This window comes from Acidovorax sp. GW835-FHT14B10 (genome assembly GCF_058793725.1).
Genome location: NZ_JBXAGC010000023.1, coordinates 40,895 through 56,608, shown reverse-complemented (window position 1 = coordinate 56,608; position 15,714 = coordinate 40,895). Strand labels below are relative to the sequence as shown.

Below are 15,714 nucleotides of genomic sequence, written 5' to 3'. Positions count from 1 at the left end.
CGAAAAGCGGTCCTGGCGAGGACGGCTTGTACCGGATCGCGGCCCTTTCTGCCATGCACGGCACGGAGCGGAGGTGGATCGGCGCAGTCTTGCGGAAAAAACGAATGCATCCGTGTTTTTCTTCACCGCAGCGTATCAATTCTTGGGTAGAGTGGGTGCAGAGCGCATCACAACCAGGAGAAATCACATGAGCCAGAAAGTAGCGTACGTCACCGGCGGCATGGGCGGTATCGGCACCGCCATCTGCCAGCGTTTGCACAAGGAGGGGTTCACGGTCATCGCCGGCTGTGGCCCTACGCGAGACTTCACCAAGTGGCTCGATGAGCAAAAAGCGCTGGGCTACACCTTTCACGCATCGGTGGGCAATGTCGGCAACTGGGATTCCACCGTGGATGCCTTCGCCAAGACCAAGGCCGAACATGGTTCGATCGACGTGCTGGTGAACAATGCCGGCATCACGCGCGACCGCATGTTCCTCAAGATGACCCGCGAGGACTGGGACCAGGTGATCGAGACCAACCTCAACAGCATGTTCAATGTCACCAAGCAGGTGGTGGCCGACATGGTGGAAAAGGGCTGGGGCCGCATCATCAACATCAGCAGCGTGAACGGCGAGAAGGGCCAGGCGGGCCAGACCAACTATTCGGCCGCCAAGGCCGGCATGCACGGCTTTTCCATGGCGCTGGCGCAGGAACTGGCGACCAAGGGCGTGACGGTGAATACCGTGAGCCCGGGTTACATCGGCACCGACATGGTCAAGGCCATTCGCCCCGATGTGCTGGAAAAGATCGTGGCCACCGTGCCCGTCAAGCGCCTGGGCGAGCCCAGCGAAATTGCCTCCATCATCGCCTGGCTGGCTTCGGAAGAGGGGGGCTACGCCACCGGGGCTGATTTCTCCGTCAACGGTGGGTTGCACATGGGCTGACACGGACCCGAAGCCGACAGCAAAAAACCCCGCATTGCGGGGTTTTTTGTTGAGAGGAACATGGATGAAGGGGCTGCCGCCGCCATGGTGGGCGGCTGCCACGCCCTCAAAGGCGGGCCGGTGCGCGTTTGCGGTCGCGTTCGTCTTCGGGCCAAGCGGACAAGATTGCGGTGGTATTCATACTGGAAAACTCCTGTGATGTACCAACAACGCGCTCACTCAAGGCTTGGTTGACGTCCAAACGCAAAAAAATGCAACCGTATCACTCGCTATTTTGATGAGAAAATTTGCTGCAAAAATAATAGCTTTCAACGCAGGTATTTATTGGTTTGAAGACCAATAAATACCGAAAGAAATTACAAGATTTTACGTATCAGGCGCTGGCGCTCACGCCCATTTCTTCCAGTTCGGCAGAAATTTCCAGCCAGCGTTCTTCCAGCCGCGCCGTTTCGTCGTGGCCGGTTTTCAGGCGCCGGCCCAGGTCGGCGATTTCCGCGGGCGGCAGCGCCTGGGTGAGGCGTTCTTCCAGGCCGGCCCGCTCGGCGACCAAGGCGGCCAGGCGTTGGTCGATCTGTTCGATCTCGCGTTTCAGGGGCCGCGTTTTTTCCGCCAGCTGCTGGCGCGCCTGGGCATCGAGCTTGCGCTGTTCCTTGGCATCGACAGCAGGTTTGGCATCATTTTGGCCTCTGGCGCCTGTCTGGTTGGCGTTGGCAGCTATGGACACAGGAGCAACAACCGGCACGGCAACGGGTGCAGGCGCTGCGGCGGCCTTGAGTGCCGCGCTTTCTGCCGCCGCTTCGGTCTTGGCCAGTTCGCGCTGGCGCTTGGCTTCGTCGAGCAGGTAGCGCTGGTAATCGTCGAGATCGCCATCAAACGGCCCCACGGCACCGCGGCCGACCATCCAGAACTCGTCGCACACGGCGCGCAGCAGGGCGCGGTCGTGGCTGACCAGCATGACGGTGCCTTCGAACTCGTTGAGCGCCATCGACAGCGCCTCGCGCGTGGCCAGGTCCAGGTGGTTGGTGGGCTCGTCGAGCAGCAGCAGGTTGGGGCGCTGCCAGACGATCATGGCCAGTACCAGACGGGCTTTTTCACCGCCGCTCATGCTGCCCACGCTCTGCTTGACCATGTCGCCGGTGAAGTTGAACGTGCCCAGGTAGCTGCGCAGGTCTTGCTCGCGGCTGGCTTCGCGGCTGTTGGGACCCAGTTCGCGCGCCAGGCGGATCATGTGCTCAAGCGGGTTTTCGTGCGGGCGCAGCACGTCGAGTTCCTGCTGGGCAAAGTAGCCGATCGACAGGCCCTTGCCCTCGGTCACGGTACCGGCCAGCGGTGCCATGGTGCGGGCAATGGTCTTGACCAGCGTGGATTTGCCCTGGCCGTTGGCGCCCAGGATGCCGATGCGCTGGCCCGCCAGCACGCTGCGGCTGACGTTTTCCAGGATGGTGGTTTGTGCACCGTCTTCGCTGCGGTAGCCAAACGATGCATCGCTGATGGCCAGCATCGGGTTGGGCAGGTTCTGCGGCTCCTTGAATTCGAAGGTGAATTCGGCGTCGGCCAGCACGGGGGCGATCTTTTCCATGCGGTCGAGCGCCTTGACCCGGCTTTGCGCCTGCTTGGCCTTGCTGGCCTTGGCCTTGAAGCGGTCGATGAACTTCTTGAGGTGGGCGATCTTTTCCTGCTGCTTGGCAAAGCTGGCCTGCTGCAATTCGAGCTGCTGGGCGCGCAGATCCTCGAACTTGCTGTAGTTGCCGCCGTAGCGCGTGATCTGCGCGTTGTCGATGTGCATGGTGACGTTGGTCACGGCATCGAGGAACTCGCGGTCGTGGCTGATGACGATCATCGTGCCTTCGTAGCGCTTGAGCCAGGCCTCCAGCCAGACCAGGGCATCGAGGTCCAGGTGGTTGGTGGGCTCGTCGAGCAGCAGCAGGTCGGATGGGCACATCAGCGCACGCGCCAGCTGCAGGCGCATGCGCCAGCCGCCCGAGAAGCTGTTGACGGGCTTGTCCAGCTCGGACACCTTGAAGCCCAGGCCCAGGATCAGTGCCTGCGCGCGTGGAATGGCGTCGTGGTCGCCGGCATCGGCCAGGTCGGTGTAGGCGTGGGCGATGGCCATGCCGTCGTCCTCGGCTTCGGCCTGGACCAGTTGGGCGCGCAGTTCGACGAGGCGGGTGTCGCCGGTGACGACGAAGTCGGTGGCGGACTCATCGGTTTCGGGCATGTTCTGCGCGACCTGCGCCATGCGCCACTGCGCGGGGATGTAGAAATCGCCCCCGTCTTCGTGCAGGGAGCCATTGAACAGGGCAAACAGGCTGGATTTGCCCGCACCGTTGCGACCCACCAGACCGACTTTTTCGCCGGGGTTGATGGTGGCGTTGACGCCATTGAGCAGCACCTTGGCGCTGCGGCGCAAGGTGACATTTTTAAGAGTGATCATCAGGAGGAAAAATAGGAAACCAGGGCCTGGCGTGTCACCAGAAGCACCTGGTCTTCGCCCGCGCTGGTATCTATCCAGTACACGGGCAGCTGCCCGAAGGCCGCTTCAAAGTGGGCGCGTTCGTTTCCGATTTCGAGAACGAGGACGGCATTTTCGCTCATGCGTGCGGGGGCGTCCTGCAGAAGCTGGCGAATGAAGTCCATGCCGTCAAAGCCGCCCGCCAGGGCGAGGGTGGGTTCTGCCCGGTATTCGGCGGGCAGTTGCGCCATGCTGGCCGCGTTGACGTAGGGCGGGTTGCACAGGATCAGGTCCCACGGGCCGGGCAACTGGGCCAGGCCGTCCGACAGCTGCAGCGCGATGCGGTCCTGCAGGCCGTGCCGGTCCACATTGATGCGGGCCACGGCCAGTGCATCGGGTGAAATGTCGGCGCCCGTGACCTCGACCTCGGGCCAGGCCATGGCCGCCAGCACGGCCAGGCTGCCGTTGCCGGTGCACAGGTCGAGCACGCGGCGCGTGTGCTCGCCCAGGAAATCATCGATGCTGCCATCGGCCAGCAATTCGGCGATGAAGCTGCGCGGCACGATGGCGCGCTCGTCCACATAGAACGGCACGCCCTGCAGCCAGGCCTCGCGGGTCAGGTAGGCGGCGGGTTTCCGGGCGCGGATGCGTTCTTCAAAAAGTGCAGCTGCCAGCGCAAGTTCATTCTGGTCTACAGGCTGATTTGCCACGGAATCGGGGCCATCGCCCAGGTCGCTGTCGAGCGGCAGTCCGAGGCGCCACAGCACCAGCCAGGCGGCTTCGTCCTGGGCATTGGTGGTGCCGTGGCCGAAGGAAACGCCCGCGGCGGTGAGCAGTGCGGCGCCAGACTGCACCAATGCGCCCACCGTGGCGCCTTGCAGGGCGGGCAGGGCGGTGGTGGAGCCGGTCATGCCGCGGCCACCTGGGTGGCTGCGGGTGCCAGGCTGACCATCTGGTTCAGGTTTTCGAGGGTGCGGCGGTAGATGGCCTTGAGCGGTTCGATGTCGGCAACGACCACATGCTCGTCAATCTTGTGGATGGTGGCGTTGGGCGGCCCCAGCTCAATCACCTGGGGGCAGATCTGCGCGATGAAGCGGCCGTCGCTGGTGCCACCGGTGGTGGACAGTTCGGTGGTCAGTCCGGTTTCGGCCAGGATGGCCCGCTGCACGGCCGTGACGAGGTCGCCCGGCGTGGTCAGGAAGGGCTGGCCGCCCAGCGTCCACTGCAGGTCGTATTCGAGGCCATGGCGGTTCAGCAGGGTGTGCACGCGCTGCTTGAGCTTTTCGGCGGTGGATTCGGTGGAGAAGCGAAAATTGAAGTCCACCACCACCTCGCCCGGAATCACATTGGTGGCACCAGTGCCGCCATGCATGTTGCTGATCTGCCAGCTGGTGGGTGGAAAGAAGGCATTGCCCGGGTCCCACTCGGTGGCGGCCATCTCGGCCAGCGCCGGCAGCGCCTGGTGGATGGGGTTGCGTGCCAGCTGCGGGTAGGCGATGTGGCCCTGGATGCCGCGCACGGTGAGCTTGCCGCTGAGCGTGCCGCGCCGGCCGTTCTTGATCATGTCGCCCGTCTTTTCGACCGACGTGGGCTCGCCCACGATGCAGTAGTCGAGCGGCTCGCCGCGCGCCCGGAGCTGCTCCACCACCACCTTGGTGCCGTCCACCGAGGGACCTTCCTCGTCGCTGGTGAGCAAAAAGGCAATCGAGAGGTGCGGATCGGGGTGCGCGGCCAGGAATTCTTCCACCGCCACGACGAAGGCGGCGATGGAGGTTTTCATGTCGCTGGCGCCGCGGCCAAAAAGTTTGCCGTCCTTGTGCGTGGGCGTGAAGGGGTGGCTGCTCCACTGCGCCAGCGGGCCGGTGGGTACCACGTCGGTGTGCCCGGCAAATACTATTGTCTTTGTAGCTTGCTGCGCAGATGGTGCGCGCGCCGCAGGCCGTTTTGCCCACAAATTGCTGACGCGGAAATGGTCGGGGCCGCTGTCCAGCCGTTCGCACACAAAACCCAGCGGGACCAGGCGTGCCGCCAGCAGGTCAAGGCAGCCGGCGTCCTCCGGCGTGAGGGAGGGCAGGGAGATGAGCTGTTCGGCCAGGTGCAGGGTGCGGGACATCGGGGAGTTCAGGTGAGGCCGGGTCAGGCGGCTTTGACGTCCAGCACGATTTCGGTGAAAGAAGGCTGGTCGTCGGGGATGTCCCGCGCCTCTTTCTGGGCCCTGGCCGCGTTGGCGGCCAGGGCGAAGTCGTTTTGCAGACGCCACATGAGGTTGGTGGGCGAGTCGGCGTGGGCCAGGCCTTCCTTGCGGTCGATCTTGCCTTCCATGATGTGGTGGGCCAGGGCTTCCTCGAAGGTCTGCGAGCCTTCGGCCATGGATTTTTCCATGGCCTCCTTCACGCCCGAGAAGTCGCCCTTTTCCACCAGCTCGGAAACGAGCTTGGTGTTGAGCATGATTTCCACGGCGGGCACGCGGCCACCTTCCACCGTGCGCACCAGTCGCTGCGACACCACCGCCTTGAGCGCCGATGCCAGATCGCCCAGCATGGTGGGGCGCACCTCGACGGGGTAAAAACTCAAAATCCGGTTGAGCGCGTGGTAGCTGTTGTTGCCGTGCAGCGTGGCCAGGCACAGATGGCCAGACTGCGCGTAGGCAATGGCCGCCGACATGGTTTCCCGGTCGCGAATTTCGCCGATCAGGATCACGTCAGGGGCCTGGCGCAGTGCGTTCCTGAGCGCCGTCTGCAGCGACTGGGTGTCACTGCCGATCTCGCGCTGGTTCACGATCGATTTCTTGTTCTTGAACTGGTATTCCACCGGGTCCTCGATGGTGAGGATGTGCCCGGTCAGCTGTTCGTTGCGGCTGTCGATCATCGACGCCAGCGTGGTGCTCTTGCCCGAGCCCGTGGCGCCCACCACCAGGATGAGGCCGCGCTTTTCCATGATCAGTTCGCGCAGAACGGGCGGCAGGCCCAGCGAACCGAGCTCGGGTATATGCTGCGAGATGAACCGGATCACCACCGCATAGCTGCCGCGCTGGCGCATGGCGCTGACACGGAAACGACCCACACCGGTCAGCGGCACGCCCATGTTGAGTTCGCCGGTTTCTTCCAGCTCTTCGATGCGGTCCGGTGGCACCACTTCGGAGAGCAGGTTGCGCGGGGCGTCGGGCGGCAGGATCTGGTTGTTGATCGGCACGCATTCGCCGTTGATCTTGATCAGCGCCGGCGCGTTGGCCGACAGATAGACATCGGAGGCCTTCTTCTCCGCCATCAGGCGCAGGATTCGTTCCATCGTGCTCATGGTGTGTCCCTCTCGTTGTTCGTGTCGGCTGTGGCGGCCATTGCGCTGGCGTGGGCGGTCAGCCGCGTTCAGTCGCGCAGCAGATCATTCAGGCTGGTCGTCGAGCGGGTCTTGGCATCCACCTTCTTGACGATGATGGCGGCGTACATGCTGTACTTGCCACCTTCCTTGGGCAGGCTGCCGCTGATGACCACCGAGCCGGCGGGTACGCGGCCGTAGCTGATTTCGCCGGTGGAACGGTCATAGATCGGGGTGCTCTGGCCGAGGTACACGCCCATGCTGATGACGGAGTTTTCTTCCACGATCACGCCTTCGACCACTTCGGAGCGGGCACCGATGAAGCAGTTGTCTTCGATGATGGTGGGGTTGGCCTGCAAGGGTTCGAGCACGCCGCCCAGGCCCACGCCGCCCGACAGGTGCACGTTCTTGCCCACCTGCGCGCAGCTGCCCACGGTGGCCCAGGTATCGACCATCGTGCCTTCATCGACGTAGGCGCCGATGTTCACATAGGACGGCATCAGGATGGCGCCCTTGGCAATGAAGCTGCCACGGCGCGCCACGGCCGGGGGCACCACGCGCACGCCGGTGGCGGCCATTTCGTCGGCGCTGAGATTGCCAAACTTGGTGGGCACCTTGTCATAAAACCCCAGGTCGCCGGCCTCGATGAGTTCGTTGTCCTTGAGGCGGAACGACAGCAGCACGGCCTTCTTGATCCACTGGTGCACGGTCCACTGGCCCACGCCTTCGCGGGTGGCAACGCGCAGCTTGCCGTTGTTGAGCTCGGAAATCACATGCTCGACCGCGTCCTGCACTTCTTTGGGAGCGGAGGCGGGCGAGAGGTTGGCGCGGTTGTCCCAGGCGTTGTCGATGAGGGTCTGGAGTTGTTGGGTCATGGTGTCAGGCAGTATGGGATTGGATGAATTGGACGATGCGCAGCGCGGCTTCCACGCATTCTTCGGTATCGGCCACCAGGGCCATGCGCACGCGCTGGGCGCCGGGGTTGCGGCCCTGGGCCTCGCGGGCCAGGTAGCTGCCCGGCAGCACGGTGACATTGTATTGAGCCAGCAAGGCCTGGGCGAACTCGGTGTCGGTCATGCCCAGGGCCTCGGGCACCTTGGCCCAGAGGTAAAAGCCGGCGTCGGGCAAAGAGACGTCCATCACGCCGGCCAGCAGGGGCGTGACCTGCGCAAACTTCTGGCGGTAGAGCGTGCGGTTTTCCACCACATGCTGCTCATCGCTCCAGGCGGCGATGCTGGCGGCCTGCACCACCGGTCCCATGGCGCTGCCGTGGTAGGTGCGGTACAGCAAGAAGGCCTGCATCAGGGCGGCATCACCGGCCACGAAGCCGCTGCGCAGCCCCGGCACATTGCTGCGCTTGGACAGGCTGGTGAAGGACACCAGGTTCTTGAAGCCGCTGCGCCCCAGCTGGGCGGCGGCCTGCAGGCCTCCCAGCGGCGGCTCGTCGCGGAAGTAGATCTCGCTGTAACACTCGTCCGAGGCGATGATGAAGCCATGGCGGTCGCTCAGCTCGAACAGCTTTTGCCATTCGGACAGCGGCATCACGGCGCCTGTCGGGTTGCCGGGCGAGCAGACAAACAGCAGCTGCGTGCGCTGCCACACGGCCTCGGGCACGCTGTCCCAGTCCACTGCAAAGTTGCGGGCCGGGTCGCTGGGGGCGTAATAGGGCGTTGCGCCGGCCAGCACGGCCGCGCCCTCGTAGATCTGATAGAACGGGTTGGGGCAAACCACCACGGGCTGGCCTCGGGACGGGTCGATCACGGTCTGGGCAAAGGCAAACAGGGCTTCGCGCGATCCGTTCACGGGCAGTACCTGGGTGCCGGCATCCACGGCCAGGCCGTAGCGTTTCGACAGCCAGGCAGAAAACGCCTCGCGCAGGCGCAACTCGCCCGCCGTGGCTGGATAGCTGGCCAGCCCGCCCAGGTTGGCGCTGATGGCATCCTTGATGAACTGCGGCGTGGGGTGGCGCGGCTCACCCATGCCCAGGCTGATCGGACTCAAGGCCGCGGGGGGGGTGACCCCCGAAAAAAGCTGCCGCAGCCGCTCGAATGGGTAGGGCTGCAGATGGGAAAGCAGGGGATTCATGGGGCTGCATTATGGGCGATGCACTGCCCGCGTTGACCGTGCCGCCGCGCTGCAAAGAGGATCACCGAAGGAAAACCCATGAAGCCTGCATCTGTCACTCCGGCGTGGGTGGCGCTTTCCATCGAGTGGGACACCACCTCCGGCCACTGGTGCAGTGCAGACCAAGATGTCGTTTGTGGCGCGGGTGGGTGATCAATGGGTGGGGTGTGGCGTCTGCCAGAGGCTGGCGGCCCGCTGAAGTGCCGCCATGTCGGCTGCAGCGGCACCACGCACCTCATCGCGAGGCAGGGCCTCGCCGCTGCCGTGCGCGAGCCATGGCCGCAGCGATGGCGGCCTGGCGTGTCTCCTGCGCCGTCGAGGCCGTGGAGGCCGGCGAAGCCAGTGCCATGCCGGCATCAGGGGGGAGGGGCGTGCCGTCATCTGGCCCGGCCTCGGGTGGTTCGGCGCCGGGCTGCGCCAGACGCTGCCGGTGCGCGGTGTAACGCCGGCGTGCGGCGTCGGCCTGGGCCTGGGTCCAGGCGGCCCAGCCGGTGGCGCTGCCGCTGGCGTTTTCCAGCTGGATGCAGTCCACGGGGCACACCGGAATGCACAGCTCGCAACCGGTGCAATGGGCTGGCATCACGGTGTGCATGAGCTTGTTGGCGCCCACGATGGCATCGGTGGGGCAGGCCTTGATGCACAGGGTGCAGCCAATGCACCAGTTTTCATCGATGACAGCCACCGTGCGCGGGGCCTCCAGTCCGTGGTCTGGATGGAGCGGCTGCACGGTCTGGCCCGTGATGGCAGCCAACCGGGCCACCCCCTCCAACCCGCCCGGTGGACACTGGTTGATGGAGGCGACTCCTTCGGCAATGGCCTGCGCATAGCTGGCGCAGTCGGGGTAGCCGCAGCGGGTGCACTGCGTCTGGGGCAGGGCCGCGTTGATGCGCTCTGCCAGTTCGTCCACGTTCTGCCGCAAGCCAGGCATCAGGCCTTGCGCGCTGCGGGGCGCTTGGCGCCGGGCGTTGCCGGTGCTAGCGCTGCGGTCTTGGCAACGGCTTCACCGCCCGCGGGCTTCACCCACCGGGTGGCCACGCCGGCCGGTGCCGGGGTCGAACGGATTTCCTGCGCGGCCTTGGGCGCAGCGGCCTTGGCAGGCCGCGGGGTGGGGGCCGACTTGGCGGCGCGCGCGCTGATGGACTGCGGAGCTGCTTTGGCAGCAACTTTCATCGGCGCGGCAGGTGCCACCACGGGTGCGCTCGGTGCGGGTGCCGTGCTGGCCGACACGACCGGTTCGCTGGCCGGTGCGTGCGTGGCGGGTTGGGCCCGGGGCGTCTGGTGCTGCTGGATGAAGGCGCGCACCTTGGGGTACACGATTTCGCGCCAGCGGCGACCGCTGAAAATGCCGTAGTGGCCCGCACCCTTGGCTTCAAGGTGGTGTTGCTCCTTGCGCTCGATGCCGGTGCACAGGTCGTGCGCGGCCTCCGTCTGGCCCGAGCCGGAGATGTCGTCGAGTTCTCCCTCTACCGTGAACAGCGCGGTGGTGGTGATGTCCTGCGGGCGCACGCGTTCGATCTTGCCTTCGGGCGAGCGCACATCCCAGGTGCCGTTGACAAGGCTGTAGTCCTGGAACACGGTCTTGATGGTTTCCAGATAGTAGTCCGCATCCATGTCCAGCACGGCGTTGTATTCGTCGTAGAACTTGCGGTGGGCTTCGGCGCTGGCACCGTCGCCCTTGATCAGGTCCTGGAAATAGTCGTAGTGGCTGGTGGCATGGCGGTCGGGGTTCATGGCCACAAAGCCGGTGTACTGCAGGAAACCGGGGTACACGAGGCGGCCGGCGCCCGGAAAGTTGTCGGGCACCCGGAAGATTACGTTGTTTTCAAACCACTCGTAGCTGCGATTCGTGGCCAGGTTGTTCACCGTGGTGGGGGACCTGCGCGCATCGATGGGGCCACCCATCATGGTCATGGTGATGGGGGTGGTTTCGCCCCGGCTGGCCATCAGCGACACGGCGGCCAGCACCGGCACGGTGGGCTGGCAAACGCTGATCACATGGCAGTTGCCATAGATGCCCTGCAGGTGGCGAATGAACTCCTGCACATAGTTCACGTAGTCGTCGAGGTGGAATTCCCCCTCGGACAGGGGCACCAGGCGGGCACTGCGCCAGTCGGTGATATAGACCTTGTGGTCCTTGAGCATGGTGCGCACCGTGTCGCGCAGCAAGGTGGCGTAATGGCCCGACAGCGGCGCCACGATCAGCACCACGGGCTGGCCCTTGAGCTGGGTCAGCGTGGCCGGATCGTCCGAAAAGCGCTTGAAACGGCGCAGTTCGCAAAAGGGCTTGTTGATCTCGACGCGCTCATGGATGGCCACGCCGACCCCGTCCACATCCACCGTGGGGATGTCGAATTCCGGTTTTTCATAGCCCTTGCCCAGGCGGTAGAGCAGGTCGTAGCCCGCAGAAACGCGCTGCGCGAGCGGCATCTGGCTCAGGAAGGAGGAGGGGTGGCTGTACAGCTTGGAGGCCGCTTGGGCAAATTCGGCAAAGGGCTCCATCAGGGAGCGTTGGGTTTCGTAGATCTGGTAGAGCATGGGGTGAAACTCCGTTATGTTGCAGTGCAATATAGCAGCAACTCGTTACGAGCGTCTGGAGTGAAACCACCAATCCGAAGTCACCTGGGTGACAGTCCGGCGACATGGGGGTATGGCCTGTATATTTACCTTTTATGCTATAAAAATTAGAGCTTCAATCGCAATACCGTTAATGGTTAGTGGCAATTTTACTCTTGCTTTTTCGCGTGCAACTTGGTGGTGCCGGGGCGCGCGGCTGTCTTTGCCTGGCTCAAGGGCTGCCGTGTTCCTGCAGCCAGGCTTCGAAGCTTTCCCGCGCCACGTTGCGCAGGGCCGGGCGGAATGCGGTGCTGTTACTGAGGTACAGGCAGTGGCGGATCACAGTGTAGGGGTTGAAGCTTCCCTGCGGGTTCTGTTCCTCAAAGTGCAGCTTGTAGCGTTTGACCACGGCGATGGTTTCACGCAACAGTGCATTGAAACGCGCGCGCGTCATACCGGGCGACCAGTTCTGGATGTCGTCCACGAAACTGTCCACTTTGTAGGGTTCGAACTCGAAATCCTTGAAGAAGTGGTTGGCAATCTTGAGAAAGGTGAAGGCGTTGAGCTCGCTGCTGGGGGGCGCTGCCTTGTCTGCCACCTGCGCTCCGGCTTCCGGCAGGACTTCGGCGGTTTCGTCGGGCGCCTCCAGCAACTCGGCTGCGGTGGCGTCGCGGATCTGGCGAAACTCGCGGTCGGCCAGCTCGAACAGTGCCGACAGCACATTGATGCGGCGCTTGAGCTGGCCGGGAATCGATTTCTTGTACTTGATCTTGTGGTCCAGCACGCTCCACGAGTCCTGGATGATGGTGCGCACCTGCAACTCGAAAGCATGGTCCGCGCAGGCAGCATGCTCGGGCAATGCCCGCCGGGCAGCGTTGAGCCGCAGGTCCAGGTGCAGGCCCTTGTAGCCAAACGAGGCTTCGGTGCCCTCCACGGCCGCCACCTTGTCGGTGACATCCATCACGTCAAAGTGCGAGCGCACCAGGCGGGCCACCTTGTCGAGCTCGTCTTCATACAGGCAAACCACGCGCACCCCGATCAGGTCGGTGATGTAGGGGGCAATCTCATAGGGCTGGTTGGCTTCTTCCAGCATCGGCCGGTATTTGCGGGTGAATTTACGGATGGACTCTTCCTTGTCCTTCACGCGCCCCTCGATCTTGGATACATCCACCTGCCCCGAAGGGGTCAGCAAGGCCGTGAGCAGGGTGACGAAGGACGCGCAGGCCTCCTGCAAACGGGGCAGATTCTGCGCATGGAAGGTATGGAAGCGGGCTTCTTCCCGCTCGAAGTCAAGCGATGGCATAGGGGGGCTTTCGAATGCACCTGTACCCCGGATCGTAAGGCCCGCATGGCCCTGTGTGGCTGTCGGGGGGGACGGATCTGTTGCCGTGTTTGCATATCGCTACAGGGCAGGGGCAGTTCGCGGGGGCGCATATAAATACTGGGGGTCGCGTACTGTCAACTTGCCCATAATGGCGCCAGGCAGTCCGGGCGTGTGCGCGCCACGGCAATCCGCGGACGGCCTGTCTGCATTACAACCCCCCATTTTTTAGATCCATGAGCCATCCCCACCAGCCCGGCAAGCTGCCCGACACCGAAGGCCGCTGGCACCTGCTTGCACTGTTGGGCCCGGCGCTGGCGATTTTTCTGCTGGGGCTCACGTTCCTGTATTGGCAGGCCGCCGAGCGGGAGGCGGGTGCCAAAAGGCAGCAGGCATTCGCCGCCTCGGTGGCCCGCATCGTGGACAGCCTCAAGGACCGGATGGCCACCTACGAATTGCTGTTGCGCGGTGTCAAGGGCTACTACGACGGCTCCAATGACATCGATCGCGACGAGTTCCACGCTTATGTGGGGGCGCTGCGCCTGTCGGAAAGCCGGCCCGGTTTGCAGGGCCTGGCGTATGCGCTGGACTTGCCGGCCGACCAGTTGGGTGTCCATGCGGCGAAAATTCGCGCGCGCGGCTCTTCTTCCTACACCGTGCATCCGGCGGGCAAGCGCGCACGCTACACCCCCATCACCCACATCGAGCCCCAGTCCAGCGACAACCTCAAGGTGCTGGGGTTTGATATCTCTACCGTGCCGGCTGCCCGCGAGGCGCTGGACCGTGCACGCGATACCGGACAACTGGCGCTGACCTCCCGGCTCCAGCTGCAGCAGGATGTGGGCCGCGATGCCGTCAGCGGGGTGGTCATGTACCTGCCCATCTACCAACGGGATGCTGATCTGGCCTCGGTCGAAGGCCGCCGGCGCGGCATTGTGGGCTGGGTGTCGGCCCCTTTTCGCATGCCCGAGCTGCTGCGGGGGATGGCGCAGCAGCTGGACTCGGACATCGACCTTGCCATCTACGACGGCGACCCGCAGGCCGGGGGTGGCCTGCTGCACGGGCGCGCGAACCTCCCTGCCGCTCCGGAAGGCGCGCCGCTGGGCCTGCGCGCTAGCCGCCCCATGGAGCTGGGTGGGCGCACCTGGACGCTGGTGATGCAGCCGTTGCCGGCTTTCGAGCAGCGCTTCGAAGACCCGGACAACGGCCTGTTTGCCGCCATGGGCGCTGCCCTGAGCCTGCTGGTGGGCGGGTTGATCTGGGTGACGGCCACGGGCCGCGAGCGTGCCATGGGGCTGGCCCGCCGCATGACGCAGGCGCTGCGCAGCACCCGGGACGACCTGGAAAGCATCCTCAACGCCATTCCCGACCTGTTGTTCGAGGTGGGGCTGGATGGGCACATCCACCACTACCGCGCGGCGCGTTCGGCGCAATTGCTTGCACCGCCCGAGATGTTTCTGGGCCGGAAGATGGAGGAGATCCTGCCGCCCGAAGCCGCTGCAGGATGGCGCGTGGCACTGCAGGCGGCCCACGACACGGGCTATTCGACCGGCCACCAGTACCACCTCGAACTGGGGCAACAGATCCACTGGTTCGAGCTGTCCATCGCCCGCAAGGAAAGCACCACACCGGGGCAGGAACCACGTTGCATCGCCTTGTCCCGCGACATCACGCAACGCAAGCTGGCCGAAGCACGCACGCACCAGCTCGCTTACTTTGACGCACTGACCGGCTTGCCCAACCGCCGCATGCTGCTGGACCGCATGGACCATGCCCTGGCCTCGGCACGCAAGTCGGGGCAGGTGGGGGCCTTGTTGTTCATCGATCTGGACGACTTCAAGCAGATCAACGACGCCCGCGGACATTCGCTGGGGGACGAGCTGCTCAAGCAGGTGGCGCAGCGCCTCACGCAGTTGCTGCGTCCTGGCGACACCGTCGCGCGCATAGGGGGGGATGAGTTTGTGATGCTCGTCAACGACATCGCCACCAACATGGAATCCGCCGGGCGCAGTGCCCTGCTGGCGGCCGAGGCCGTGCGCACGGCGCTGGAGGTGCCCTACACCATAGACACCCACCTGTACAGCAGCACGGGCAGCATTGGCATCACCCTTTTTCCCAAGCGCGGTGAGGAGGTCGAAGACCTGCTGCGCGAGGCCGACACCGCCATGTACCGCGCCAAGGACCTGGGGCGCAACCGCATCCGCTTTTATGAAGCCGACATGCAGGCCGACGTGCAGGAGCGCCTGGCGCTGGAGCAGGACCTGAAAAAAGCCAGCACAGACGGCCAGCTGGCAGCCTTCGTGCAGTCGCAGGTAGACGCGTCGGGCGCGGTGGTCGGCGGCGAGCTGCTCATGCGCTGGAACCACCCCGTGCGCGGCAATGTGCCGCCCAGCCGCTTCATTCCGGTGGCGGAATCCTCGGGGCTGATACTGCGCCTGGGCGACTGGATGATCCTGCAAGCCTGCGAGACGCTGGCGCGCCTGCACGCAGCGGGGCAGGATCTTTCGATATCGGTCAACGTGAGCGAGCGCCAGTTTCGCCAGGACGACTTCGTTGAACGCGTGCGCGACCTGCTCGCGCAGGCCGGCGCCCCGGCGGCCCGGCTTATCCTGGAAGTCACCGAAAGCCTGCTGATCGAAAACCTCGATGGCACCATTGCCCGCATGACCGAGCTGGGGCAGCTCGGCGTGCGCTTCTCGATCGACGACTTTGGCACCGGCTATTCCAGCCTGGCCTACCTCAAGCGCCTGCCCCTGTTCGAGCTGAAGATCGACAAGAGCTTTGTGCAGGACACCCCCGACGACCCGAACGACACCGCCATCGTGCAGTCCATCATTTCGGTGGCAAGGCACCTCAAGCTGCGCGTGGTGGCCGAGGGCGTGGAAACCCGCGCCCAGGCCGACTTTCTGGTCAGCAGCCATTGCGACTGCCTGCAGGGTTACCTGTTTTCCCGTCCCGAGCCACTGCCTGGATGGCTTGCGCGCCAGCTGGGCGGCGTATAGGAACAGGTTCCAGGTGCGCGGG

11 protein-coding genes are annotated in these 15,714 nt (G+C 64.5%); 2 read left to right on the top strand and 9 right to left on the bottom strand.

Annotation, left to right across the window (positions count from 1 at the left end; all coding sequences use genetic code 11):
- Positions 1-187: 187 nt before the first annotated feature.
- Entirely contained in the window at positions 188-925 is a 738-nt protein-coding gene (phbB, locus tag AC1Q5S_RS16610) for an acetoacetyl-CoA reductase (protein ID WP_303833732.1), read from the top strand.
- Positions 926-1,298: 373 nt separating this feature from the next.
- Here the strand turns inward: phbB and AC1Q5S_RS16605 are convergent, their stop codons facing one another.
- The 9 genes from AC1Q5S_RS16605 to AC1Q5S_RS16565 form a co-directional block, all read right to left on the bottom strand.
- Positions 1,299-3,359, bottom strand: a complete 2,061-nt coding sequence (locus AC1Q5S_RS16605) for an ABC-F family ATP-binding cassette domain-containing protein (RefSeq protein WP_303833731.1) — start codon at positions 3,357-3,359, stop codon at positions 1,299-1,301.
- Positions 3,359-4,288: a 50S ribosomal protein L3 N(5)-glutamine methyltransferase gene (prmB, locus tag AC1Q5S_RS16600; protein ID WP_303833730.1), complete on the bottom strand. Its 930-nt coding sequence runs from the start codon at positions 4,286-4,288 to the stop codon at positions 3,359-3,361. The genes AC1Q5S_RS16605 and prmB overlap by 1 nt, the downstream gene beginning before the upstream one ends.
- Positions 4,285-5,490, bottom strand: coding sequence for a succinyl-diaminopimelate desuccinylase (gene dapE, locus AC1Q5S_RS16595; protein ID WP_303833729.1), 1,206 nt, complete (start codon positions 5,488-5,490; stop codon positions 4,285-4,287). Before dapE ends, prmB begins: the two co-directional genes overlap by 4 nt.
- A 23-nt stretch (positions 5,491-5,513) precedes the next feature.
- Positions 5,514-6,674, bottom strand: a complete 1,161-nt coding sequence (locus AC1Q5S_RS16590; RefSeq protein ID WP_092698410.1) for a PilT/PilU family type 4a pilus ATPase — start codon at positions 6,672-6,674, stop codon at positions 5,514-5,516.
- A gap of 68 nt (positions 6,675-6,742) precedes the next feature.
- On the bottom strand, positions 6,743-7,567 hold the full coding sequence (gene dapD, locus AC1Q5S_RS16585; protein WP_026436552.1) for a 2,3,4,5-tetrahydropyridine-2,6-dicarboxylate N-succinyltransferase: 825 nt from the start codon (positions 7,565-7,567) through the stop codon (positions 6,743-6,745).
- Between the two features lie 4 nt (positions 7,568-7,571).
- Positions 7,572-8,777 carry a succinyldiaminopimelate transaminase gene (gene dapC, locus AC1Q5S_RS16580; protein ID WP_492239104.1) on the bottom strand — a complete coding sequence of 402 codons (1,206 nt, stop codon included), beginning with the start codon at positions 8,775-8,777 and terminating at the stop codon, positions 7,572-7,574.
- Between the two features lie 274 nt (positions 8,778-9,051).
- Positions 9,052-9,744: an electron transport complex subunit RsxB gene (gene rsxB / locus AC1Q5S_RS16575; RefSeq protein WP_303833727.1), complete on the bottom strand. Its 693-nt coding sequence runs from the start codon at positions 9,742-9,744 to the stop codon at positions 9,052-9,054.
- Positions 9,744-11,351, bottom strand: coding sequence for a polyhydroxyalkanoate depolymerase (locus tag AC1Q5S_RS16570; RefSeq protein ID WP_492239102.1), 1,608 nt, complete (start codon positions 11,349-11,351; stop codon positions 9,744-9,746). Before AC1Q5S_RS16570 ends, rsxB begins: the two co-directional genes overlap by 1 nt.
- Positions 11,352-11,601: 250 nt before the next feature.
- Positions 11,602-12,672 carry a GTP pyrophosphokinase gene (locus AC1Q5S_RS16565; protein WP_303833725.1) on the bottom strand — a complete coding sequence of 357 codons (1,071 nt, stop codon included), beginning with the start codon at positions 12,670-12,672 and terminating at the stop codon, positions 11,602-11,604.
- 254 nt (positions 12,673-12,926) lie between these two features.
- Here AC1Q5S_RS16565 and AC1Q5S_RS16560 point away from each other — a divergent pair, with 254 nt between their 5' ends.
- Positions 12,927-15,692, top strand: coding sequence for a bifunctional diguanylate cyclase/phosphodiesterase (locus tag AC1Q5S_RS16560; protein ID WP_492239101.1), 2,766 nt, complete (start codon positions 12,927-12,929; stop codon positions 15,690-15,692).
- Positions 15,693-15,714 lie beyond the last annotated feature (22 nt).